This is a genomic window from Nocardiopsis sp. NPDC055879, from assembly GCF_053615935.1.
This window is the reverse complement of the sequence record NZ_JBSHCT010000019.1, coordinates 130,992-152,785: the sequence shown is the minus strand read 5'-3', so window position 1 is coordinate 152,785 and position 21,794 is coordinate 130,992. Positions and strand designations below refer to the sequence as shown.

The window sequence follows — 21,794 nt, the reverse complement described above, 5'->3', positions numbered from 1 at the left end:
TCACACCACGATGAGCCCGTCCAAGATCGGGATGATCGTGCAAGCCGCGTTGGCGCTGACCAATATCGAGAAGCAAACTCGCTGAGATCACCTCAGTATGGTCCGCAGCTATCACTATTTTCGTGAGACATCGACCGTCGGTCTTACCGGCCGAACTTTTCGCAGAGTCCTTGTTTTCCTGTGTCCCAGCCATCGAGGGAAGGTTTGCCTGCGCTGTTTCCTCGAGGGGTGCGTAGAAAAGTTCTAATTTTTCGAACTCGTTGGATTGGGTGCCCATTTTTTGGCTCGTTTCCTACATGAATCGCAGCAGTGTAAAAAACATTTGCCTTCGGGGGCGCGAAGGCATGTGAGCCTTATTATCTCTGGTGAGGCGGTTGTCCTGTGCCGGAAAAATAGGTTGTTCTGACCGGTCTTCCTGGTACGCGGCCCGGTCGGGGTGTCTTATTTCTGTCGGTCGGCTTTCTTTTTATCGGGTGTCCGGGATAAGTGTCTGTGGCTGTTGCCGGTTATTGGGTTCGGTCTACCTGCATACCCCATGCTGATCCACCGGACCCGCCTCCGAGTCCTAGGTGTACAATCGTTATAAAAGGGACATTTCGCTACGCTGAATGACATTCATGTCTCCCAGCGTTAGAGCTCATCTCAAAAGCCCTGCGAGGTGGTGCTGAGCCTGGCATGATCACGTGCGGTGAGCGATGTGTTGCCCGACGGGCTCTGGGAGATCGTCCAACCCCTGCTGCCGCCGGCCCCGAAGACCGGCCGCCCTCGCGCCGACCAAAGAGCCGTGTTGACCACCGTGCTGTTCCTTCAGACATCGGGTTGTTCTTGGGAGAGGGCCGACGGGCTGTTCGGTATCACCCGTGCCACCGAGCACCGCTGGTTCCAGGCCTGGACCGAGATGGGCCTGTGGCCCACGATCCACCGCGCGGTTGTGGACGAGCCGGGTAGAAGGGCCCTGCTGGACTGGTCCCGCGCCACCGTCGACCCCCGGTCGATCCGCGCCAAGAGAGGCAAAACCTACTGACCGCGGCAAACCGGGCTCCAAGCTCCATCTGCTCTGCGACAACCAAGGATTGCCTCCGACCTGCGCGACCTCCGCGGCCAACGTCGACGACGCCGAAGCACTCAAACCCTTGGTACGGGGCATACCAGCGGTGCGCCCACGCAGAGGACCCCGCAGGCGACGCCGCCAAGCTCCACGGCGACAAGGCCTACCACTCCCGCGACCGGCGCCGCTGGCTGCGCGAACGCCCGATCGGCGTGCGCATCGCCCGCCCCGGCGTCGAGTCCTCCCAGCGGCTGGGCAGGCACCGGCACAAGGTCGAGCGCTCCATCGCCTGGCCGGGCTCCTACCGCAAACTGAACGTGCGCTGGGAGCGCAATGTTTCGTGCCGGGTGTGATGGAGGCTCTGGCATGAGCCACACCCAACCCGAAGAAGACAAGCGTCGTACCGTGCCGGGCCCGTTCCTGCCCGAGCGGGAGTTCTTCACCGAAGCCGCCGGCCCCGAGCTGCGCGAGCTCATCATCACCGACATGCGCGCTCTGGCGACCTTTCTGGAAGAACACCCGCAGTTGCCGATCAGCCCGCACACCAGTGTGGACGTGACCTACTTCCCCCACACCACGAACGACCAAGCGGCCCTGGCCGAGGTGGTCCAGGCCGGAGCGTATCTGGGGCGGATACCGGCTTGGGAAGGCGACCACTACCTGGTCGAACACGCCTGCGGTGCGGGCCGCTACCGGGTGGTGGCCATCCCTAAGGCGGTCCGGGCCCGGTACCGGGCCCGGTTGACCTCCACCGGACACGTGCGCCAGGACTGAACGGCCAGCCCCTGTGGGGAACGGGCCGGCCAGGGCGGTTGGCGTGACAGCGGGGCGGGGGCGGTGTTGGGCCCGTGTGGCCCCACGCCGCCCCCACAACCCTGAACCCCGCCCAGGGGGCGAACCCGGCGGTTCGGGCCCACGTGGGGCCGGTGGTGGCCCCGAACAGCAAAAACGACAAACCACCCGTAGCGGGTTGCGGTTCGGGGTGAGGGAAAATTCGGTGGGCTTGTTGGCCAATCCGCTTGCACTTCTCGGCGAGGTCGAGCGTGGATGCGTGGTGCCCCGCACCGCAAACGTGCAGTTCAGAGGTGGTGGGTAGGTGGGTCAGGTGAGGTCGGATGCTCGGGTTGGGACGCACCACCACCTACCGGCTTCTCCGTGAAGGCGCCTTCCCGGTGCCTGTGCAACGGGTGGGACGGACCTGGAGGATCCCCACTGCGGGAATCCTGGCCCACCTCGGCCTACCCACACCTTCCACCTCGGGTGGTTGTGGTGGGTGCGGTGCGCGCGGTGACCACTACAAGGAGGGGGAGTCGTAGGTGGCTTCTCACCAGGGACGAGTGTTCAAACGCTGCGGGTGCCGGGACGAGAACTCCGGGCGCGCGTTGGGTGTGCGGTGTCCGAAGCTGCGCCGCCAGGGCGGGGCGTTCAACCCCCGCCACGGCGACTGGGGTTACCAACTCGAACTACCCCGCACAGGCGAGGGAAAGCGCCGGCAGGCCCGCCGTACCGGGCTGGAAAGCCAGGAACAGGCCTGGGAAGTACTCGACCACCTCAAAGCGCTCGTGGACCTGGCCCAAGGGGAACCGGATGTGGAGGTGCAGATCGCGAACCTGATCCAGAACGCCCTCAAAACCCGAACCCGCTTCCCCTCGGTCGAGGAGGTCCGCAAGCGTCTGGGAACGGGGGCCGATGTGCGCAAGGAAGCCCCCACCGTGGGCGCTTATCTCAGGGGGTGGATTCAGGCCAAGCCCGACTTGGCCGAGGACACCCGGGCTTCCTACCAGGGCCACCTTCGTAAATACCTGATCCCGCACTTGGGCAAGGTGCGGTTGGACCGGCTCACGTTCACCCGGGTCGAGGCGATGTTCGACACGATCGAGGCGAACAACATCCGCATCCTGGAATGCCGGGAGTCCGATGACGCGAAGGTGCGGGCCTCGGTTCGTAACCAGCGGGTGATCAGTCTGTCCACCAAGCACCGGAGCCGCGCCACGCTTCGTAGCGCCCTGTCGGAGGCGGTGCGCAGCCCCGAGGAGCCGGTGAATATCAACGCAGCCTCACACGCGAGGTTGCCGTCGTGTCCGAGGAAACGCCTGCTGGTGTGGACACCTGACCGGGTACGTCAATGGGAGAAGGACGGCACCATCCCGGGGGAGGTGATGGTGTGGACACCCGAGCAGACCCGCACCTTCCTCACCCATGCCAGGAAGTACGTGTGGTTGCACCCGCTGTTCCATCTGATCGCCGTCAAGGGTCTTCGCCGGGGTGAAGCGGTGGGGCTGCCCTGGGCTAACACCCGGCTGACGGATGCAGAAGCGGATATCCGCACCCAGGTGGTGCAGTTGTCCTGGACCACGTTCACCTCGACCCCCAAGAGTGAGGCGGGACAGCGCACCATCACGTTGGACACCGACACCGTCAAGGTGCTGCGGGGCTGGAAGAAGTTCCAGAACCAGGCACACCTCAAGGCCGGACCAGACTGGGTGGATTCGGGGTTGGTGTTCACCCGACAAGACGGCACGGGGTGGCACCCCTCCCACGTGAGCGACTGGTTCGCCCGCATCGCACGCGCGGCCGGACTCCCACCGATCACGTTGCACGGGCTGCGGCACGGGGCCGCCTCGATGGCATTGGCCGCGGGGACGGACGTGAAGGTGGTCTCGGCCGAGCTGGGGCACTCCACCGCCCACTTCACCCAGGACACCTATCAGACGGTGTTCCCCGAGGTCGCCAAAGCGGCAGCTGAGGCGACCGCCGCTTTGCTGCGCGGGGAGCCGGCCAAGGTGAGCAACCTGGCCCCGGTGCGGTAGCCGGTTCAGGGGAGCACACCAGGAGCCCCACAAGGGCTACCGGCCCCAGGTGAGGATACGGGTTCACCCGCCCTGGCCTGGGGTTTCCTCGTGGGCAGAGGCGATCGACCATCGGATGAAAGGTCCGATCGATTATCGAGAACTTGCCCTGGTGTCTTCCTCTTTTGGTCATTCTGTCGTCGGCCCGTTTGGCCAGATGCTTATAGCAAATGAGGATGCAGGCGGTGCCGATTATGGCCAGGAAAGTGGAGGGGTGTTACGGGGGTGGTGCAACCTGTTGGCCAGGGCATGTTCCTGCGGGTACCGGCACCGACAGCACGGTCGCTGTCGGCCCAGTGCCCCGGTGCCCTGCGATCGTACAGACAGCACTCGATGGCTCCCCGAAAACAGGTAGCGCCGGCGAGTGCGGTGAACTTTGCGTTCTCCTCCCCGGTGCGGCTGCGCGGGCCCAACAGCGTCTGAACCTGGTCGAACTCCTCCCGCCTGATGAGTGGCTCACGGACGGGACAGCCTGACTACGTCCAATCCTCGTTGCTATTCCAGCGCAGTTCGGTCTGGTGGCCGAGCTGAATGTCGTTGACGTCCAGCAGTACTTCGTCCCTGCGCGCCGCTTGCTCAGCTGCCGCGACGCCGAAGCCCCGTACCCGGAAGGTTTCGCCCACACGGGCGAAAACGGCCGTCAACCACGGCCTACCAGTGGCGGGACTGGGGGACTCTGCGTCCCAGCTCTCGTGGCGGTCGGTCACGAAACCTTGACGTGCTTTGTCCGAAGCATGGGCGTGAGACTGTTTCGTCCCGGTGCTGGGAGAGCAGGGGGACGGAGCGAGGGCAGGTAGCCCCACGGAGTCCGTCCCGCACCCAATCTTGGAGAAAGTCATGAAGGCCCTAGTGTACAACGGATCCCGCGATGTCTCCGTCCAAGAGGTCCCCGATGCCCGGATCGAGCGTCCCACCGACGTGCTCGTGCGCATCACCGCCACCAACATCTGCGGTTCCGACCTGCACATGTACGAAGGACGCACCGACCTGGAGCCCGGCAAGGTGCTCGGGCACGAGAACCTCGGCGTGGTCGCCGAGGTCGGCGACGGCGTGGAGCGCGTCAAGGTCGGCGACCACGTGTGTCTGCCGTTCAACATCGGCTGCGGGTTCTGTCGCAACTGCGAGACCGGCATGCCCTCCTACTGCCTGACGGCCAACCCCGACCCGGAGATGGCCGGGGCCGCCTACGGCTTCGCCGGGATGGGCCCCTACTCCGGCGGGCAGGCCGAGTACCTGCGCGTGCCGTTCGGGGACTTCAACTGCCTGCGGCTGCCCGAGGACGCGGAGGAGAAGGAGGACGACTACGTGATGGTCGCCGACATCTTCCCCACCGGCTGGCACGCCACCCGCCTGGCCGGGCTCAAGCCGGGGGAGTCCTGCGTCGTCTACGGCGCGGGTCCGGTCGGCCTGATGGCGGCCTACTCCGCGCTGCTCCAAGGGGCGTCCCAGGTGATGGTGGTCGACCGCCACCCCGACCGGCTGCGCCTCGTGGAGAGGATGGGGGCGATCGCCGTCGACGACTCCAAGGGCGACCCGGTCGAGCAGATCCTCAACCTCACCGACGGCCGCCGCGCGGACTGCGGCTGCGAGTGCGTCGGCTACCAGGCCCACGACCATCTCGGTGTCGAGCACCCCGAGATGACCATGAACAACCTGGTCAAGTCGGTGAAGTTCACCGGCGGCATCGGCGTCGTGGGCATCTTCCTGCCCTCCGACCCCGGAACGTCGGACGAGATGGCCCGCAACGGTCGGCTCACCTTCGACATGGGGACGTTCTGGTTCCAGGGCCAGAAGATCGGTACCGGCCAGGCGCCGGTGAAGGCCTACAACCGGCAACTGCGGGACATGATCCACCGGGACCGCGCGAAGCCGTCCTTCATCGTGTCCCACGACCTGCCTCTGCAGCGGGCACCGGAGGCCTACGAGCACTTCGACAACCGGGAGGACGGCTGGACCAAGGTGGTGCTCAAGCCCGCGCTGGCGTGAGCTACGCCGCTGGTCGGCCAGTCGGCCACGCAACCTACACCACGCGGGCCCGGAGGAGCTCAGGTTCTAACGGTGGTCGCAACACCCTGACTTTCAGGACATTGCGACCACGGTGTCGTTTTCGAGGGAAGAACGGGATCGTCTGCGAGCACGGTTCCTGGAACTGATGGACCAGATCGGCAACGCCACCGAGGTAGCCCGGCTGCTCGAGATCAACCGGAACACCGCCTTGGGGCGGGCTCGTCAGGCCGGGCCGAGCGCACAACGCCGACAACGGCCGTACCCAGCGCGCCAGGAGTACGAACGCCTGCGCACACGTGCCCCGACAGACCGCGCGAGAAGTCGGGGTGAACGAGCGCACCGCACGGGACTGGGACCACAGGGTACGCAAGTCCGGTAACAGCTGGCTCTACACCGACGGGCGTAGCGTGGACTCCCCACCGGGTAGACGACCACCAAGTCCCTGACCAGCCCTCCGCCAACCCTAGCCGCGCTCGAAGCGCAGGTGTACCCGCGTTTTCTGACTCTGACCGACCGGGAACGGATCGCGGATCTGCACCACCAAGGCCAGAGCCTGCGAGCGATCGGGCGCCAACCGGGGCGCCCTGCCTCGACCATCAAACAGACGCTCGGCGCTGCCAATACCGCGGAAAAGCAGTCCAGAAATCATGACAAACCGGAAACCCAATCGGAGTGCCGGGCGAGACACTGTGGGCACACCCGAAGGGCCATCTGGCGAACCGGGCGTTCCGGAGCTCGGAGGAGCTGGAGCGGGTGCTGCGGTCCCATCTGTGCTCGGTCCAGTGACAGCCCGGTTTGTTGCGCGGTTTCATCCGATCGGTCCGGTTGGTTCCGTGCCCTATTCCGTCAAGCGCCTCATCAAAGATCAGTAAAATCGAAGTATAACCCCTTGAGGAGGCGGGTACATTTTTCACTCTTTCCATATAAGATTTCAGTAGGGAATCCGCTGCCGTTTCTGAGACAATGAGGTCTGAGCTTGCAAGGTTCAGGGTCTGGTGTTTTCTTTCAGGGCTTGTGTATCAGCCTTCCTGCCTGAGTCTCACTCAATAAGAGGGGCGGAGTTTTGCCGGACACAGAACGTCAGAAGGACCAGAACGAGAACCGCCTTACGGTCGGCGTGATCGCTGATCCCGTCGCCATGCCAGCTTTGATCGGGGAACAGCTCGCTCAGGACCTTCCACAGTTGTTGACTCAACAAGTCGACTCAGAACAAACCTGGGCCGCCCAGGCACACTGGGAACGCCTCCCGCCCAGCGATAGCCGCCACACGGCGATGATGGAGCTCGCCGAGACCAAGTTGGCCGAGCGCGGCTGGGACATGGTCGTATGCGTGACCGACCTGCCCTTGCGCAGCGGCAAGCGAGCGATCATGGGTGACATGAACAGCCAGCGGCGCGTAGTCGTGGTCTCGTTGCCGGCCTTCGGGGTCATGGCGCTGCGGCGCAGGGTCGGTGCGGTAGTGGCTCAGCTCGTCGCTGATATGCACAGACCCGGGACTCCCCAAGAGGGGACCGCGCAACACGCACGAAGCCGCATCCCCCTACTAGCGGCGCGTTTTCGGCGTCACACCCCCGAACAGCCCGAAGTCGATGCCAGGATCTCCTCCCGGTGGGGGAATCTGCGTTTGTTGTTGGGGATGGTACGAGCCAACCGGCCCTGGCGCCTGACCTGGAGCTTAACCAGCCCGCTGGTCGGTGCCTTTGCCTTCAGTGCATTCTATTTGCTCAACACGACAGTTTGGGAGATCGCGACCACTTCGTCAGCCTGGCGCCTGGCTCTCGCGGTAGTGGGAGCGCTGTCGGTGATGACTGGATGGCTCATCGTTTACCACAACTTGTGGGAACCGGTGAGGGCGCGCCCCCGCGACGAGCGCCAACAGGCGGTGCTGTTCAACGCGACGACGGTATTGACCTTGGGCCTCGGAGTAGCTTTTTTGTATGTGGGCCTGTATCTGGTCAACCTGACGGCGGCGCTGGTATTGCTCTCGCCAGGGGTTCTGGATTCGTACATCGCTGGGCAAACGAGCGCGGGCACCTATGTGCTGATCCCTGTGCTGGTGACGGCGGCGGCCACGGTGGCGGGTGCGATCGGGTCCGGTTTCGAGAGCGAGGAGTCGGTGCGCAACGCCGCCTTCAGCCGGCGCGAACGGGAGCGGCGCGAGGCTTTCCGAGAAAGGCATGAACAGCGCCAGGGATCTCTACAAGAACGCGGAGAGGCTTCCTGAGCTTGAGAGCACGTTCCTCACGTCGACGGGGGTCGTGCGTGGCCGGGTAGACAGGATCGGACGGGTGTGTGGTTGATGAGCTGGTCGGTCCCAACACCACGGCATGAACACGACACGAAGTGAATCTCCCCGGTTGTGTTGGACACTCCGATGGGCGTCTGAGAGGGCTCGTCCGGCCCCCGGTTGCCCCCCCCGCGCAGGGTAGGGGTTCAGAGGCGGCCGCGGGGTGTTGAAGGGCGTGCGGGGGCACATCGACGGCGGACCCGCACGGTCACGGGATGGCAAAGTGCTCTGTGAGGTCGACGCCCACCTGTACTCGTCTTGTACTGGGGAGCACACCAGGAGCACACATCGCCCGAAAACGCCGCGAGGACCTCTTCCGAGGTCCTCGCTTACCCCGTTTGAACTGGGGTTTTGTGGCGCACCCAGCCCGACACAATGCGAACCTTCAGCCTGTGATCGAGGGGCCACAGATCGAACTCCTCCCAGCTCACGCCAAGGTGCGCAGGGACGGCTACCGGGGTTCGCGGGCTGAGCACCAGAGTGTGGGGGAGTGAAGGTGATGACTCCTTCTCGTTGGTCCTGCTACGTCACGATCGCCGCCGTCCTGGTGCTCGCGTTGATCGCGGCGGTGGTGAGCTACAGCCATATGTACGAACTGGCGCTACGCCATGGTGAGCCCGAGTGGCGGGCTGCGTTGTTCCCGCTCTCCGTCGACGGCATGATCGTAGGCGCCTCGATGACGCTGCTCAGCGACGCCCGTAACGGTCGCAGGGGTGGGTTGTTGCCGTGGACGCTGCTGATCATCGGATCTGGTGCCTCGCTCGCGGCCAACGTCGCGGTGGCCGATCCCACGATGTGGTCGAGGATCATTCACGCTTGGCCGTCCTTCGCTCTGATCGGTGCGTACGAGTTGTTGATGCGGGAGTTTCGTACGGCTGGGCGGAGCGTACGCAGTGCTGACGCATCGCGTACGCACTCCGTTGATGAGGTCCTGCCTGAGTTCGGGGTGGATGTTGAATCCGCCTCGCCGGAGCCGCAGGGCGGGCGGCATCTGCATGTGGTGAAGGAACAGGGCGGTGCCTCCGGTGGCATCGCCCCGGGTGGGGCGGGGACGGGGGGTCGCCCACCTCCCAAGGTGCAAAGGGATGCCTGGATCTGGGCGCTGGAGAACCCGCAGGAGGATGGCTCGTTGCCGACCGGTGAACAGATCGCGGCGCGCTTTCACCGTAAGGAACGTTGGGGGCGGTTGATCAAGGAGTGGGGTAAACAGGGGCGCTTCGACTCGCTGCCTGAAGTGACCTCCGCCGCGTTGAGGTAGTAACCGCTTCTCGTTGACCGGCGCCTACAGGCATCCGTTGAGTTCGGTCCGCGTTGGAGGGTTGGCAAGAGAGGCCACGCACGAGCGGTAGGGGCTTGTCCCGAACGAGTCATCGACATGCCCCGCAAGTTCTTGGGCAGGGCCGCTTCCTGGTGCTTGATACCCGTGGAGGCCCTCAGTCGGACAAGGTAGAACACGCCGCCGTACGAGTGGATCTGAGCATTCTGCGCAGGCACGGGGACGACCTCGGTGGCCTCGACGGTGGTGCCGCTGGGCACGGTGGCGTTCTCCAACCCATCAGGGTCGACGTACGAGTCGAACAGCTGGATGAATTCCTGGTTCTCCGCGCCGTCGTTGGTGTACGCCAGGTCGATGAGAGCGAAGCGGCATTCACCATCGAACGCTGTCAGGTACGAGCCGTTGCCGCCGCACTCTGTGTTGGGGGATTTCGCTGTCGAACTAGTGTTCGTCCAACTCGACGTTCTCGTCTTCGGTTCACTCCTGCTCGTCACGGTCGTCTGCGGACTGGACGTCGTTTTCTCTGTCGGACATCTCCGATCCGGAAATGAACCCCAGCACGATTCCCAAGAGCAAGGCTAAAACTCCGGTGACGATGGGCGCGATGAACTTGGACATGGTCGAGCCCCTCCTGTTGAGCGCGGTGAATCAGTGGATGGTTTCGTGATCTTTGTGTCGATCTGAGGGTTTCGACGGCACGGATGGTGCGGCGGGCCAGAGCAAGGACGGCTGTTTTTCTGGCCCTTTCGAAGTCCATCCGGCACGTGTGCTCACCCTCCCCTATCCAGGGTGACCTTCCGATGTGGACGTGAGGGTATGGGTTCAGTCATTACTCCTCCAACGGTGACTATTCAGGTGTTCCGGTGGGGGCTCAGACGGTTTCGGGCATCCAACACTCACTCTCGGCCGGATAGGCCAGGCGTTCGAACATACCGATACCGTGCTTGGCCGCGGTGGTTACATAGGAGCGCACCGCGCATCGCCACGCACTGACGGGGTGTGGTCCCAGTGTGTAGTGTCCTTTACCAGAAGGGCGATCCTGTGCCCTGCTGCGGATCCGGCGTCGACACTCGAAACTCGAATCCTCGCAGTTCAGTGGCGCCCTTCTCTTGCTTTTCCCTCGGTTCCTTCTGGGATCGCCGAATACCCAGGGCGGGAGCGGTCACCGATGGCTGAAGAACCGGTGCAGAGGTCACGGGCGCTGTGGGACGGCTTCGCGGACCGCTACGATCGCGCGATCAGGCCCGTCGAGGTGGTGCTGCTGGAGGACGGGCGGCGTTGGGCGTGTTCACAGGCACACGGCCGCACGCTGGAGGTCGAGATCGGCACCGGCCGCAACCTGGCGGAGTATCCGGACGGTGTCGAGCTGACCGGAGTCGACATCAGCCCGCGGATGTTGGGCATCGCCAGGCGCCGTGCGGCGGAGCTCGGGCGTCGGGTTGAACTACGCCAGGGTGACGCCACGAGTCTGGAGTGGCCGCCGGAGAGCTTCGACTCCGTCGTCGTGACTCTCACGCTGTGCAGCGTGCCCGATGACGGTGCCGCGGTTCGGGAGATGGCGCGCGTGCTCGTTCCAGGAGGACGCCTGACCGTTCTGGAGCACGTGCGCAGTCACCGGTGGTTCCCGCGCGGGGTGGAACGGATGCTCGATCCGCTGGCCCGCCGCATGCTGGAGGACCATCTGCTGCGCGAGCCCGAGCCCCGTATCCGTGCGGCCGGACTGCTGATCGTCCACGCGGAGCGGCGCAGACTCGGGACCATCGCCCGTGTCGTGGCGGCCAAATCCGAAGGATAGGACTAGGACGGGAGCGGGCCGCGTGCTCCCGGAACGTACTCCGCGTGGGAAGAAGCTGGTCACCACGATGGATGGTGTGGGGGCGGGCATGAGCTCCATACTGCTCTGTGGCCTGATCGGAGTGGCTCTTCTGATGCTCGCCGTGCCTAGGCTCTTCCGGGCTGTCCGTCAGTTGGGTACTGAGCCCGCGTCCAAGCCGGGTTTCGGCAACGGCGACGGTGGGGCGGCGCGGTGAGCCAGGGATGGCCCGACGTGCCCTCCGGCTGAGCGCCACCACGGACACCTTGGTCGGTCTGGGCGCGCTCGCCGCCTACGGGTACTCCTTTGGGGAAGTGGATGACTGGATGCGGGGGATCGGGTAGCGTGGACAACTAATAACACCTAAGTAACTTAGGTATATAGGCAAGGAGGGGCGTATGACGAAGAGGTTGAAGCGCTGGACGGTCGCGGCCACCACCGCGTTGGGGATCGCCGTCATGGGGGTGGCCACGGCCTCCCCGGCCGCCGCCGAGGAACACGGTCGACCGACACCGCCGCCCGGCATGGAGCGGGCGTGCGAGCTGATGATGGAGAGCGACCAGATGATGTCGGGCATGCACGAGCAGATGATGTCCGACAACCCGGGCATGGGGCGGATGCACGAGCGCATGATGGGTGACGGTTAAGCCGTCCTCACCGCACAGGGAGGGAAGAGGGGACTCGGACGTGTCCGTTTCACTGGTGATCGGCGTCGTCCTGGTCCTCGGCTGTCTGGGGAAGGTCCTGATGTCCTGGCCCATGCTCTGCGGCCGGGGCACGGGACGAAGCCAGGAGGAGCTGCGGCCGTGAAGTGTCTGGACAAGCGGGTGCTCATCGGACTCGGAGTCCTGGTGCTGGGCGTGCTGGTTCTGGCACCGCAGTGGTGGGGTCCCGCGTTCGTGATCGCGGTCGCGCTCGTGTGTCCGATGTCCATGCTGCTGATGATGCGTGGCATGCGCGGCGCCTCCAGCTCAGCAGAGACGACCGCCGCGCAAGAGGAGGAGCTGGCGCGTCTGCGCACCGAAGTTGAGCGGCTGAGGGTCGAACGCGGACGGACTGACGGCCCTGTTCCTCCGGAAAAGGAACATTGAGGACGCGGCGCGCGGCGGATACCGGATCGCCGCGCGCCGCCGCTTCTCAGCCAGGACACTGGGAAGACACAGGCGGTGGCTGGTCCTCGGTGCCGTGGTGGCGGTGGTGGTCGCGATGGAGAGCATGCACTGCCGCCCCGCCCCTGAGACCGGCTGGGGCGGGCGGGTCCGCCCACATCCCCACGGGTTCAACCCTCGGATGACTCGACGTCCAGGGTGCTGTCGTTGAACGGCAGGTAGGGGTCGGCCCAGGGGAAGGCGACGAACCACAGCATGGCCCCGGTCCCGAAGACGAGACCGAGGGCCATGACGAGTTTGGCGGGCACCGGGCCCGGCAGGATCCGCCAGATCAGGCTGTACATTGCGCTGTTCATCCTTCCTGGTTCTGAGCGGAGTTCGGCGCCGTGTGGGCGGTGCTCTCGGGCATGCCCTGCTCCTTGGGGCGGGTGTCGGTCAGTTCGCCGTAGACGATCAGCCGCTTCTCGTTCGACAGCTTCGGGTAGCAGGTGGTGAGGGTCACCAGAGCCCGTGTCGGGTCGTCGTTGTCGGGGTCGAAGGGGTCTGGTCCGACCACGTCAATGCGGTCGGGGGTGACCACCTCGTCGCTGATCACCTCATAGGTGTAGAAGTTCTCCTGGTCCTCCAACACGATCGCGTCGCCCTCCTCCAGAAGGTCCACGTCCCAGAACATGCCGGGGGCACGGTGCGCCGCGATGGCGTAGTTGCCCAACTGCCCGGGGTCGGCTGAATCCGGATAGTGGCCGGGCGCGTGGCGAATGTCGTCCGGGGTGACGCCGTGGACGACCACCCAGTCCAGGCCCAGGGAGGGGATGTACAGGCGGCTGTGCGCCGATCCGGGCAGCGGCTCGGAGCCTGGACCGGTGGCCTCGGACCACTGCTCTTCGAGACCCGTCGAGAGCTGGTCCTGCTCCTGATCGGTCTCGAACGTCTTGCCGTAGAGCACCCATGCCGCCAACAGCAGCATGACCAGGCCCGCGGTGAGTGCGAGCTCACCGAGTAGGCCGACCAGGGCTCGGACCAGGTCACCGGCGGTGCGGCGGGGGCGTCTCCGACGGTCTCGGGTGCGGCCCGGTCCCGGCCTGGTCGGGGGAATCGCCGTCGTCACGTCGGGTGAGCCTCTCCGTTGCGCGCGTCGAGCACCGGTTCGACGAGCTCGGTCAACTGGTTGTAGGTGATCTCGCCGATGACCCGAGCGGCGATGCGGCCCTCGTGGTCGATGACGATCGTGCTCGGGATGGCACGGGGCGGGACGGTGTCCCGGAAGGCCATGGGGACCTCGCCGGGCTGGTCGTAGATGCTCGGGTAGGGGATCTCCAGGTTGCGCACGAAGGCCTGCGCGGCGGTGCGGTCGTCCTTGATGTCGACACCGAGGAACTCCAGGCCCTCCTCCTGGTGTTCGGCGTAGACCTCCTTGAGCACGGGGATCTCCGTCCGGCATGGCGCACACCAGCTCGCCCAGATGTTGAGGACCAGGACGTCGCCGAGGTAGTCGTCCAGACTCACCGGGTCGCCGTCGAGGGTCTCCCCGCTGACCTCGGGCGCGGGCATGCGCTCGTCGGGCGCGAACACGGTCTCGGACCCGTCGCCCTGGATGTAGCGCTCGTCACCGCCGTTGCTGGTGAGGGCGTCGGCGTTGGCGCACGAGGCGAGCGTGAGCGCCAGCATGATGGCGGCCGCGCCCGCCCGGAGCATTGGGCGCGGGCGGATACCGGTTCTGTGGAAGGGCATCGTTGGAAACCTCACTGGATGGGATGGGCGCGTCCCGGACGGACGTGTCGGCGGTCCGCGGTCATGAGCGGGTGACCACGGCGAATCCCTGCTGCGGCAGGGGGCGCCAAGCCAGACGCCGGTGGAACAGGTCATCCACGAACCACGGGGGCCGGTGGTAGCAGAACACTGAGGCGGCCTTGCCGATGATGTCGGGGGTGTGGCTGAACAGGGGGAGTTCGGCGAGTAGGTAGGGGACCGCGGTCCGCAGCCGGGCCTCGGTCATCTGGTCCAGGGCGATCCGACTCTCCAGAACCCACCGGGTCGCGTCCAGGCACGCGTGGCGGAACCCGGGATCCCCGTTGAAGAGACTGTGGACCTCGCCCAAGAGCTTCTGGTAGCGAGTGTTGTCGGCGAGCGCGGCCGAGTCCAAGATGAGCCGCTCGGGATCGGGGACGCCGAGGTCCTCCAAGGCCCTGAGCATCTTGTTACGCAGGTACCTGCACTGGGCACGGGCCTTGCTCGCCGCCCGGTCGGGTGGGTATCCCAGGGCTTCCAGGGTCGCGGCCGTCGGTCCGTCGGGCATGTACAGGTGCACGGCACTGAAGCGTTTGAGCGCCCATCCGGCCAGGTCCCGGATCCGTTCGCGGGTGAAGTAGCCGTTGAACGGGCTGATCCCCAGGCAGGCGTGTGTACGCGCTGCCAGGGCAGGAGAGCAGTACGGCGAAAGCGGCCGTACCAGCATTCCCTCCTCTTCGGCCGACTCTGGTGGGTGGATCTGCCTGTCAGACGTGTCATCCACCACGTCTTGTGATTTCGGTTTGCCGTGCATCGCCGGGGTTCTCGCTCTCTGGTCGCCACTGCTACGGAGCGTGCTCCATCGAATGGATTGGCTCTCCGGTCGTTACCTGGGCAGCTTAGACCTAAGTGTCTTAGTTGACATGCGTTTCGGAGGGTGAATGGGCGAGTCGTCGTTCGAGACGGCGCTCCTGGAACCCTGCTGTGTCTCGGTGATGCCGCCCGCGTACCTTGCCAACGCGCTGCGGCGCCACGGCGGCGCGCTGGCGGCGGCGGTGATGCCCGCCTCTTCGAAGGGAGGCGGCTACGCGGCTCATCCCTCCAGCAGGTGTTGCCCGAGGTACTCGCCCTCGGTGACACCCCCGGGGGCTGCGTAGAGGCCGCTGGCCTCGTGTCGGACGAACCGGTTGAGCGCGTCACCGCGGGCCAGTTGCTGCTGTACCGGGACGAAACCGTCCAGCGGGTCGGCCTGCCATACGAGGAAGAGCAGGCCCGCATCCGGTGCGCCGTCACCGCAGGGGCCGTCATCGTAGGAGAAGCCCCGCCGCAGCATCGCCGCGCCCCGGTTGGCGTCCGGGTGGGCCATGCGCACGTGTGCGTCGGGCGCGATCAGGTGGATGCCGTCGTCCCCGCGGGTGTCGAAGTCGGGGTCGCTGTGCTCGCTTCCTCCCGACAGAGGTGCCCCGGTGTCCTTGTCGCGTCCGATTACCCGTTCCTGGGCGTCGGTTCGGAGTTGCTCCCATGTGTCGAGGAGCATCCGGATCCGGCGCATCACCAGGTAGGAGCCGCCCCGCAGCCAGTCCGGCTCACCGTCGGCCGGGACGAACACCGCGTCGGAGAAGCCGGGATCGTCTGGGCTCGGGTTGCCGGTGCCGTCCAGTTGGCCCATGAGGTTGCGCCGCGTCGCGGCGGAGTCCGGGTGCGCCCCCGCGGAGCGGGTGAAACCGGACATGTGCCAGCGAACGGTCGCCGCTGCGGAAGCCTCCCGCCCGAGCATCCGGGCGGTATGGGCGGCCACGAGCGCGTCGTCGGCGCACACCTGCACGAGCAGGTCGCCGTCGCCGCGGACCGGATCCAGCTCGTCACCGGCGAACGCCGGTAGTGGGAGCAGCCGGTCGGGCTTGCGGGCGGCCAGGTTCGCGATCTTGTCGAACAGTGAGGCGCCGAAGGCGACGGTGACGGTTAGCGCGGACGGCCCCGACCCGAGCACCGGGGTGTCGTCATTTGTCCAGTCCCCGCGGGCGAGCCGTTCGGCGTGAGTAGTCCACGCGCGCAGCAGCCGCTGGAGAGCCGTGCGATCAGTTCCCGGCCGGAGGTCGTAGGCGCGCAGGTCCAGCCGGGCCTGCGGTGGTTCGGCGATCCCGGCCTGGTGGGGACCGTGGAAGGGGATGGCGCGCCCACCGACAGTGGACAGCGCCGCTTCACCGCCGTTCAGGGTCGCGGCCCCGCCCGCGCCCAGCGCGGCGCCGCCGATCCCGGCCAGGCCCAGCGAGCCGAGGAAGCGGCGCCGGTCCAGGCCCCGTCGCGAGGGCTGTCCGGTGTCCGGACCGGGGTCGGTTCTGGTCACTTGGCGCCGCCCTCGGTCTCCTCCAGGAGCAGCGGGAGATCGTGGACGAAGTCCTCGACCGGGGCGGCGGTGAGGAAGAGCAACCGTCCCTGCTCGTCGGGGTCGAAGGCCAGGACCTGTGCTCCGTGGTCCACGTCGTAGTGGCCGTTGCCGTGGTCGGTCTTCTCCTCCAGGGCGATCCCCAGCGGCTCGGCGATGTCGGCGGTCTCCCCGATATCCCCGGACAGGCCGACGAAGTCCGAGTCGAAGTTGTCCAGCCACGCGCGCAGCACCGATCCGGTGTCGCGTTCGGGGTCGGTGGTGATGAACACCACCTGGACCTGCTCGCGCTGGTCGGTGTCGAGTTGGTCGAGCGCCTGGGCGACGTCGGCCATGGTCGTCGGGCAGGCGTCGGGGCAGTTTGTGTAGCCGAAGTAGAGCAGCGTCACCGGGGCGGTGGTGTCCGCGTGCAGGTCGAAGGCCTGACCCGAAGTGTCGGTCAGGACCGCGTGCGGAACCTCCATCGGCGGGTCGAGGTAGACACCGCGGTAGTGGGATTCATCGTCCTGGTCGACTATCTGCGCGAGCGGCTCGTCCTGGCTCTCGGACAGGCCGCAGGCGGAGACCAGCAGCCCGACGGCGAGCACGGCCGCGGCCCGCGCCGAGTACCGCGCGCGGCGGCTGTGGAGGGCGGGATTTGCGGTGAGAGAGCGGATCCGGTGTGCCAGGGGCATGCGTACTCCCGAACGGTGGATGCGGAAGGTGGGGATGTGTCCCAGGGGGCGGATGAACTCTCGCGGGACCGCGACCTAGGATACCTAAGTAGCTTAGTCACAGTGCCGTACCCCCCGCTCGACACAGGACGACACCCATGAAGGAACCCTCGACACGATGGACATCGCGCAGATCGTCACCAGCGGCCCGCTGCTCTTCGCCGCCCTACTCGCACTCACCGCCGGAGCGATCACCTTCGCCTCTCCGTGCTGCCTGCCGTTGGTGCCCGGCTACCTGTCCTACATCGCCGGAATGTCGGGCACCGAAGGGCGGGACGGACGCAAAGGCGGAGTACTCCGCAGCCGTGCGGTCATCGGCACACTGCTGTTCGTCGCGGGCTTCTCCGGACTCTTCGCCATCTACGGGGCGCTGTTCGGCAGCCTGGGCGGACTACTGCTCGAATACGAGGACACCATGATCCGCGTCCTCGGCGTCGTCACCATCATCCTGGGCTTGGCGTTCATGGGTGTGCTGGGCAGGTTTCCCCTGATCGGGCGGACCTTCAAACTCACCTACCGGCCCCGTTCCGGACTGGCCGGGGCTCCGCTGCTCGGAGTGCTCTTCGGCCTGGGGTGGACCCCGTGCATGGGCCCCACGCTGGCCGCGGTTCTGACCCTGTCGGTCTCCACCGGAACGGCGGGACGCGGTGCCTTCCTCGCCTTCGTCTACGGACTCGGGCTGGGCCTGCCCTTCCTCCTCGTCGCCCTCGGGCTGTCGAAGACCATGCGCGTGGTGAGCTGGGCCCGGCGGCGCGGAGACATCGTGTCCTGGGTGGGCGGAGCCATGATGGTCCTGCTCGGTATCGCCCAGGTGAGCGGGGTGTGGAGCGCGTTCATGGTCGACATGCAACGGCTGGTGGGCGGCTACACCCTGCCCTTGTGACCCACGGGAGTGTTCCCCCGGCCCATTGCCTAAGTTGCATAGGTGTATTCTCCGTGTGGCCTGCCGGATCACACTGCCAGGAGCCGACGGCTCCGGCGATCCCCGAACACATATGGACGACGAAGGGGGCGACATGCCCGTATGGCTCCGGCCGATCGAATTCCGGGTCGAGGGACGTGACCGTCTTCGGCCGCTCGCCTGGGTGGCATTGGGCGGGCTCGTCCTGGGAGCTGCGATGGCGGTCTTCGGCCTGCCGCCGGTCGACATCCACGGTCCGGCTCACTACGTCGGGATCATGGACCCGCTCTGCGGCGGTACCCGGTCCGTCTGGGCGGTTATGGGCGGGGACTTCGCCACCTCATGGAAGTACAATCCGCTCGGTGTTCCCCTGGTTGTCGGAGCGGTGGGTACCCTTGTCAGGTTCGCGCTCGGATTGGCGACCGGCCGCTGGCTCAACGTCCACGTACGTTCGTGGGCCACGATCGCCGTGGTCGGCGGCACGCTCTTCGGCCTACTCGCCGCCCGGCAACAGCTCAACGCCGAACTGCTGAGCTCCCCGCCTGACTCGTTCTCTCTGGTGGGCCCTCTCCTCAACGCGCTGCCCGTGCTGGTGATGCTCGTCTGGCTGAACGTCAAGCGCCGTCGCCTGTTGACCACAGCTCACCGTTCGTCCTGATCCCCAGTCGCGGGCTCTGAAGGGACGAGGACTGTGAGCCTCTTGTCTGTTCCGGCGCCAATGCCCGAAAATCTGCCGCTCATGCCCGGACTCACGTCTCAGAGCAGACCGAGGACCAGCCCCGCCGTGAGGCCCAGGACCAGTGAGAGCACCGCCAGGGTGGCCGCCGTCGGCGTACTCCACCGACCAGGGGGCGCAGGTTCCGATCCTTCCTCGTCCGGGGCAGGGGCAACGCGGAAGAGGGGCAGGATCCACCGCAGGTAGTAGAAGAGGCTGGCCACGGTGTTGACGGCGGCCAGCACCATGAGCCAGCCCAGGCCCGCGTCCAGGGTCGCGGTGAAGAGGGCGAGCTTGCCGACGAACACCGCCGTGGGCGGTGTGCCCACGAGGCTGAGCAGGCACACGACCAGGCTCAGCGCGAGCCAGGGGTGGCTGCGGAAGAGAGCGGTGTGCTCCTCCAGAGTCCGGGTCCGGAGTGCGCACACGACCGCGAAGGCCCCGAGGTTGGCCGCCAGGTAGGCGCCCAGGTAGAACAGCAGTCCCGGCTCGGCCAGTCCGGTGGGCCCGCTCACCGCGGCCGCCGCCATCAGCAGGTATCCGACCTGGCTGATGGTGGAGTAGGCCAGCAGGCGCCGCGCATCCGTCTGGAAGAAGGCGCCCAGGTTGCCCAGGGTCATCGACGCCGCGGCCAGGAGCGCGGCCAGCAGCGGCCAGTCCAGCGAAGCCCCGACCAGGACCTGGTCGCCCAGCCGGTACAGGGCGACCAGCGCGCCGATCTTGGGCACGGTGGTGACGAAGGCGGCGACCGGCACCGGGGCGCCCTGGGTCACGTCGGGCACCCAGAAGTGCAGGGGGACTCCCCCGGCCTTGAACAACAGCCCGGCCAGCACCGCGATGGCACCGACGGCCACGAGGGCACGGGGCGCCCCGGGTAGGGCGTCCGCGAGTCCGGCGTAGCCGGTCGTGCCGCCCGCGCCGAGCAGCAGCGCGGTACCTGTGAGCAGCAGGATTCCCGACAGGGCGCCCATCAGGTAGAACTTCAGGGCGGCCTCGGTGCCGCGACTGTCCTTGGCGAAGCCGACCAGCGCGTAGAGCGGGATGCTCGCCAGGAGGTAGGCCACGGCGAGTACCAGCAGGTCGTCCGCGCCCGCCAGCGCCACCGTTCCCAGGGCGCCGAGCAGCAACAGGACGTAGAACTCCGACTCACGCGGATGGCCGGCGAAGGTGTCGGCGGCGAGCAGGACCGTGGCCAGGGCCCCCACCAGCACGGCGGCGCGTACCGCGTGCGTGGCGGTGTCCACCACGTAGCCGCTGGTCACGGTCTCCGCGGTGTGGACTGCGGCCAGGAGCGTGGCCGCCAGCGCCCCGACGAGAGCGACGGACACGAACAACCGTACGATCCACTGTCGCTCACGGGGCGTCCAGCTCCCGAGCAGGAGTGCCCCCACCGCGGCGAGCGCCAGGATCATCTCGGGCAGCAGAGCGGCCAGGTTCATTTGCCCCATACCGCTCACCCGGCCACCAGAGCGGCCAGGGCATGGGCCGCGGGTTCGATGCGTTCGAGCAGGAAGTACGGGAGGAGACCGATGGCCACGGACAGGGCCAGGAGCGGCGCGATCGCGGCGGTCTCCCGCACGGACAGGTCGCTGATCCGAGTCGTGCGCGGCCCAGGACCGCCCAGGAACAGCCGTTGCAGCGCCCGCAGGAACAGGGCCGCGGTGATGAGGATGCCCAACAGCGCCAGTGCCGTGGGCACCGGAACCGGTCCGAGGCTGCCCGCGAAGATCTGGAACTCGGCGATGAACCCGGACAGGCCCGGTAGGCCCAGGGACCCGAAGAACGCGACGGCGGCCAAAGCGGCGAAGCGCGGGGCTTTCGCGGCCAGGCCGCCGTAGGAGCCCATGTCGTAGGTGCCTCCCCGGTCGTGGAGGGCACCGGCAAGCAGGAACAGTGCGCCCGTGAGCAGCCCGTGGCTGACCATCTGCGTGACGCCGCCGGTTACGGCCAGGGCGGCTGCCCGTGCTTCGTCGGCCGTGGCGAGTCCGGCCGCGCCCAGGCCCAGGAGGATGTAGCCCATGTGGTTGACGGAGGTGTAGGCGACCATGCGCTTGAAGTCGGTCTGGGCCAGTGCCACCAGCGCGCCGTACAGGACCGAGGCCACACCGATGACCACGATGACCATCGCGTACTCGCTCCAGGCTCCGGGGAGGATCGGCATCGCGATGCGCACGAACCCGTAGGCGCCCATCTTCAGCAGCACACCCGCCAGGATCGCCGATCCGGCCGCTGGGGCGTCGGTGTGTGCGGGAGGAAGCCAGGTGTGGAAGGGGACGGTGGGCGTCTTGACGGCCAGGCCGATCCCGATGGCGAGCAGCACCAGCCCTCCCGCGATCTCCTGTCCTTCCAGGGGGGTCTGGCGGGCCAACTCCACCATGTCGAAGGTGTGGGGGTCAGCGGCCAGGTAGAGGCCGATGAAGCCCAGTAGCAGCGCCAGGGATCCGAGGAAGGTGTAGAGGAAGAACTGGAGCGCCGACCGGGCCGCCTGGCCGTGCCCCCATCCGGCGATGACGAAGTACATCCCGACGATGGACAGGTCGAAGAAGACGAAGAACAGCAGTAGGTCCAGGGAACTGAACAGCCCCATCGAGACCGTCTGCAGGAACAGGAAGAGCACGGCGTGGGCACGGCTTCGTCGCCGCTGGCGCAGGGAGTAGACCGCGCACGCCAGGAAGAGCACCGCGGTCATCGCCAGCAGCGGCAGGGAGAACCCGTCGACGCCGACGTGGTAACCCGCTCCGACGCTGGGGATCCAGCGCAGGTTCGTCTCATAGGCGAAGGCGCCGGCCCCACCATCCGGGCCTGCGGTGGTCTGGTAGTTCACCCACAGGCCGAGAACGAGCACGAGGTCCAGGGCGGCGACCGCGACCCACGTCCACGCTACGGCGGCCTCACGCGGACGCGGCACGACGAGCAGTGCCAACCCGGCGAGCAGGGGCAGGAACACGACGATCGAGAGCAC

General features: G+C 66.6%; 26 protein-coding genes and 1 pseudogene. 16 read left to right on the top strand and 11 right to left on the bottom strand.

Annotated features, from left to right (window positions below; all coding sequences use genetic code 11):
• Positions 1-277 (bottom strand): hypothetical protein (locus ACWGKS_RS22575; protein ID WP_452523954.1); only part of this gene is annotated, 277 nt, incomplete at its 3' end.
• A 411-nt stretch (positions 278-688) separates the two neighbouring features.
• Between ACWGKS_RS22575 and ACWGKS_RS22570 the strand changes: the two genes are divergently transcribed.
• From ACWGKS_RS22570 to ACWGKS_RS22545, 6 genes and pseudogenes are all read left to right on the top strand, one after another.
• Complete coding sequence (locus tag ACWGKS_RS22570; RefSeq protein ID WP_452523952.1) at positions 689-1,024, top strand: transposase; 336 nt, start codon at positions 689-691, stop codon at positions 1,022-1,024.
• Positions 1,025-1,052: 28 nt separating this feature from the next.
• A pseudogene (locus ACWGKS_RS22565) lies at positions 1,053-1,097 on the top strand (hypothetical protein); the annotation flags it as partial.
• Between the two features lie 163 nt (positions 1,098-1,260).
• Entirely contained in the window at positions 1,261-1,401 is a 141-nt protein-coding gene (locus ACWGKS_RS22560; RefSeq protein WP_358508442.1) for a hypothetical protein, read from the top strand.
• Positions 1,402-1,414: 13 nt separating this feature from the next.
• Entirely contained in the window at positions 1,415-1,822 is a 408-nt protein-coding gene (locus tag ACWGKS_RS22555) for a hypothetical protein (protein ID WP_452523950.1), read from the top strand.
• Positions 1,823-2,163: 341 nt separating this feature from the next.
• On the top strand, positions 2,164-2,364 hold the full coding sequence (locus ACWGKS_RS22550) for a helix-turn-helix transcriptional regulator (RefSeq protein WP_358516205.1): 201 nt from the start codon (positions 2,164-2,166) through the stop codon (positions 2,362-2,364).
• Positions 2,365-3,858 (top strand): tyrosine-type recombinase/integrase, encoded by a 1,494-nt coding sequence (locus ACWGKS_RS22545; RefSeq protein ID WP_358516208.1) that lies wholly within the window; start codon positions 2,365-2,367, stop codon positions 3,856-3,858.
• Between the two features lie 515 nt (positions 3,859-4,373).
• On the opposite strand, the gene ACWGKS_RS22540 is transcribed toward ACWGKS_RS22545, so the two are convergent.
• Complete coding sequence (locus ACWGKS_RS22540; RefSeq protein WP_452523947.1) at positions 4,374-4,520, bottom strand: hypothetical protein; 147 nt, start codon at positions 4,518-4,520, stop codon at positions 4,374-4,376.
• 214 nt (positions 4,521-4,734) lie between these two features.
• Between ACWGKS_RS22540 and ACWGKS_RS22535 the strand changes: the two genes are divergently transcribed.
• From ACWGKS_RS22535 to ACWGKS_RS22520, 4 genes are all read left to right on the top strand, one after another.
• Positions 4,735-5,883, top strand: a complete 1,149-nt coding sequence (locus ACWGKS_RS22535; RefSeq protein ID WP_452523946.1) for a glutathione-independent formaldehyde dehydrogenase — start codon at positions 4,735-4,737, stop codon at positions 5,881-5,883.
• Between the two features lie 505 nt (positions 5,884-6,388).
• Entirely contained in the window at positions 6,389-6,871 is a 483-nt protein-coding gene (locus ACWGKS_RS22530) for a helix-turn-helix domain-containing protein (protein WP_197724892.1), read from the top strand.
• Between the two features lie 96 nt (positions 6,872-6,967).
• Entirely contained in the window at positions 6,968-8,128 is a 1,161-nt protein-coding gene (locus ACWGKS_RS22525; protein ID WP_358516214.1) for a hypothetical protein, read from the top strand.
• Between the two features lie 562 nt (positions 8,129-8,690).
• Positions 8,691-9,449 (top strand): DUF2637 domain-containing protein, encoded by a 759-nt coding sequence (locus ACWGKS_RS22520; RefSeq protein WP_452523970.1) that lies wholly within the window; start codon positions 8,691-8,693, stop codon positions 9,447-9,449.
• 495 nt (positions 9,450-9,944) lie between these two features.
• On the opposite strand, the gene ACWGKS_RS22515 is transcribed toward ACWGKS_RS22520, so the two are convergent.
• On the bottom strand, positions 9,945-10,085 hold the full coding sequence (locus tag ACWGKS_RS22515; RefSeq protein WP_452523943.1) for a hypothetical protein: 141 nt from the start codon (positions 10,083-10,085) through the stop codon (positions 9,945-9,947).
• A gap of 550 nt (positions 10,086-10,635) precedes the next feature.
• On the opposite strand from ACWGKS_RS22515, the gene ACWGKS_RS22510 reads away from it, so the two are divergent.
• From ACWGKS_RS22510 to ACWGKS_RS22495, 4 genes are all read left to right on the top strand, one after another.
• The gene (locus tag ACWGKS_RS22510; protein ID WP_452523941.1) at positions 10,636-11,262 is read left to right on the top strand and encodes a class I SAM-dependent methyltransferase; all 627 of its coding nucleotides are present in this window, start codon (positions 10,636-10,638) and stop codon (positions 11,260-11,262) included.
• Between the two features lie 416 nt (positions 11,263-11,678).
• Complete coding sequence (locus ACWGKS_RS22505) at positions 11,679-11,927, top strand: hypothetical protein (protein WP_452523939.1); 249 nt, start codon at positions 11,679-11,681, stop codon at positions 11,925-11,927.
• A 40-nt stretch (positions 11,928-11,967) separates the two neighbouring features.
• On the top strand, positions 11,968-12,090 hold the full coding sequence (locus ACWGKS_RS22500; RefSeq protein WP_452523937.1) for a hypothetical protein: 123 nt from the start codon (positions 11,968-11,970) through the stop codon (positions 12,088-12,090).
• Complete coding sequence (locus ACWGKS_RS22495) at positions 12,087-12,371, top strand: hypothetical protein (RefSeq protein WP_452523936.1); 285 nt, start codon at positions 12,087-12,089, stop codon at positions 12,369-12,371. Before ACWGKS_RS22500 ends, ACWGKS_RS22495 begins: the two co-directional genes overlap by 4 nt.
• A 188-nt stretch (positions 12,372-12,559) precedes the next feature.
• Here ACWGKS_RS22495 and ACWGKS_RS22490 read toward each other — a convergent pair whose 3' ends face one another.
• From ACWGKS_RS22490 to ACWGKS_RS22465, 6 genes are all read right to left on the bottom strand, one after another.
• The gene (locus tag ACWGKS_RS22490) at positions 12,560-12,745 is read right to left on the bottom strand and encodes a hypothetical protein (RefSeq protein ID WP_452523934.1); all 186 of its coding nucleotides are present in this window, start codon (positions 12,743-12,745) and stop codon (positions 12,560-12,562) included.
• Complete coding sequence (locus tag ACWGKS_RS22485) at positions 12,742-13,401, bottom strand: class E sortase (RefSeq protein WP_452523968.1); 660 nt, start codon at positions 13,399-13,401, stop codon at positions 12,742-12,744. The genes ACWGKS_RS22490 and ACWGKS_RS22485 overlap by 4 nt, the downstream gene beginning before the upstream one ends.
• A 92-nt stretch (positions 13,402-13,493) precedes the next feature.
• The gene (locus ACWGKS_RS22480; protein ID WP_452523932.1) at positions 13,494-14,120 is read right to left on the bottom strand and encodes a TlpA family protein disulfide reductase; all 627 of its coding nucleotides are present in this window, start codon (positions 14,118-14,120) and stop codon (positions 13,494-13,496) included.
• Positions 14,121-14,181: 61 nt separating this feature from the next.
• Entirely contained in the window at positions 14,182-14,844 is a 663-nt protein-coding gene (locus tag ACWGKS_RS22475; RefSeq protein WP_452523930.1) for a tRNA-dependent cyclodipeptide synthase, read from the bottom strand.
• 366 nt (positions 14,845-15,210) lie between these two features.
• Entirely contained in the window at positions 15,211-16,464 is a 1,254-nt protein-coding gene (locus tag ACWGKS_RS22470; protein WP_452523928.1) for a Dyp-type peroxidase, read from the bottom strand.
• Positions 16,461-17,177 (bottom strand): SCO family protein, encoded by a 717-nt coding sequence (locus tag ACWGKS_RS22465; RefSeq protein ID WP_452523926.1) that lies wholly within the window; start codon positions 17,175-17,177, stop codon positions 16,461-16,463. The genes ACWGKS_RS22470 and ACWGKS_RS22465 overlap by 4 nt, the downstream gene beginning before the upstream one ends.
• A gap of 157 nt (positions 17,178-17,334) precedes the next feature.
• On the opposite strand from ACWGKS_RS22465, the gene ACWGKS_RS22460 reads away from it, so the two are divergent.
• A complete protein-coding gene (locus tag ACWGKS_RS22460; RefSeq protein ID WP_452523925.1) occupies positions 17,335-18,099 on the top strand; it encodes a cytochrome c biogenesis CcdA family protein in 765 nt (254 codons plus the stop codon).
• A gap of 133 nt (positions 18,100-18,232) precedes the next feature.
• A complete protein-coding gene (locus ACWGKS_RS22455) occupies positions 18,233-18,775 on the top strand; it encodes a DUF2752 domain-containing protein (protein WP_452523923.1) in 543 nt (180 codons plus the stop codon).
• Positions 18,776-18,873: 98 nt separating this feature from the next.
• Here ACWGKS_RS22455 and ACWGKS_RS22450 read toward each other — a convergent pair whose 3' ends face one another.
• Together ACWGKS_RS22450 and ACWGKS_RS22445 are read right to left on the bottom strand one after the other, a co-directional pair.
• Complete coding sequence (locus tag ACWGKS_RS22450; RefSeq protein WP_452523921.1) at positions 18,874-20,280, bottom strand: NADH-quinone oxidoreductase subunit N; 1,407 nt, start codon at positions 20,278-20,280, stop codon at positions 18,874-18,876.
• 5 nt (positions 20,281-20,285) lie between these two features.
• Positions 20,286-21,794 (bottom strand): complex I subunit 4 family protein, encoded by a 1,509-nt coding sequence (locus tag ACWGKS_RS22445; protein ID WP_452523920.1) that lies wholly within the window; start codon positions 21,792-21,794, stop codon positions 20,286-20,288.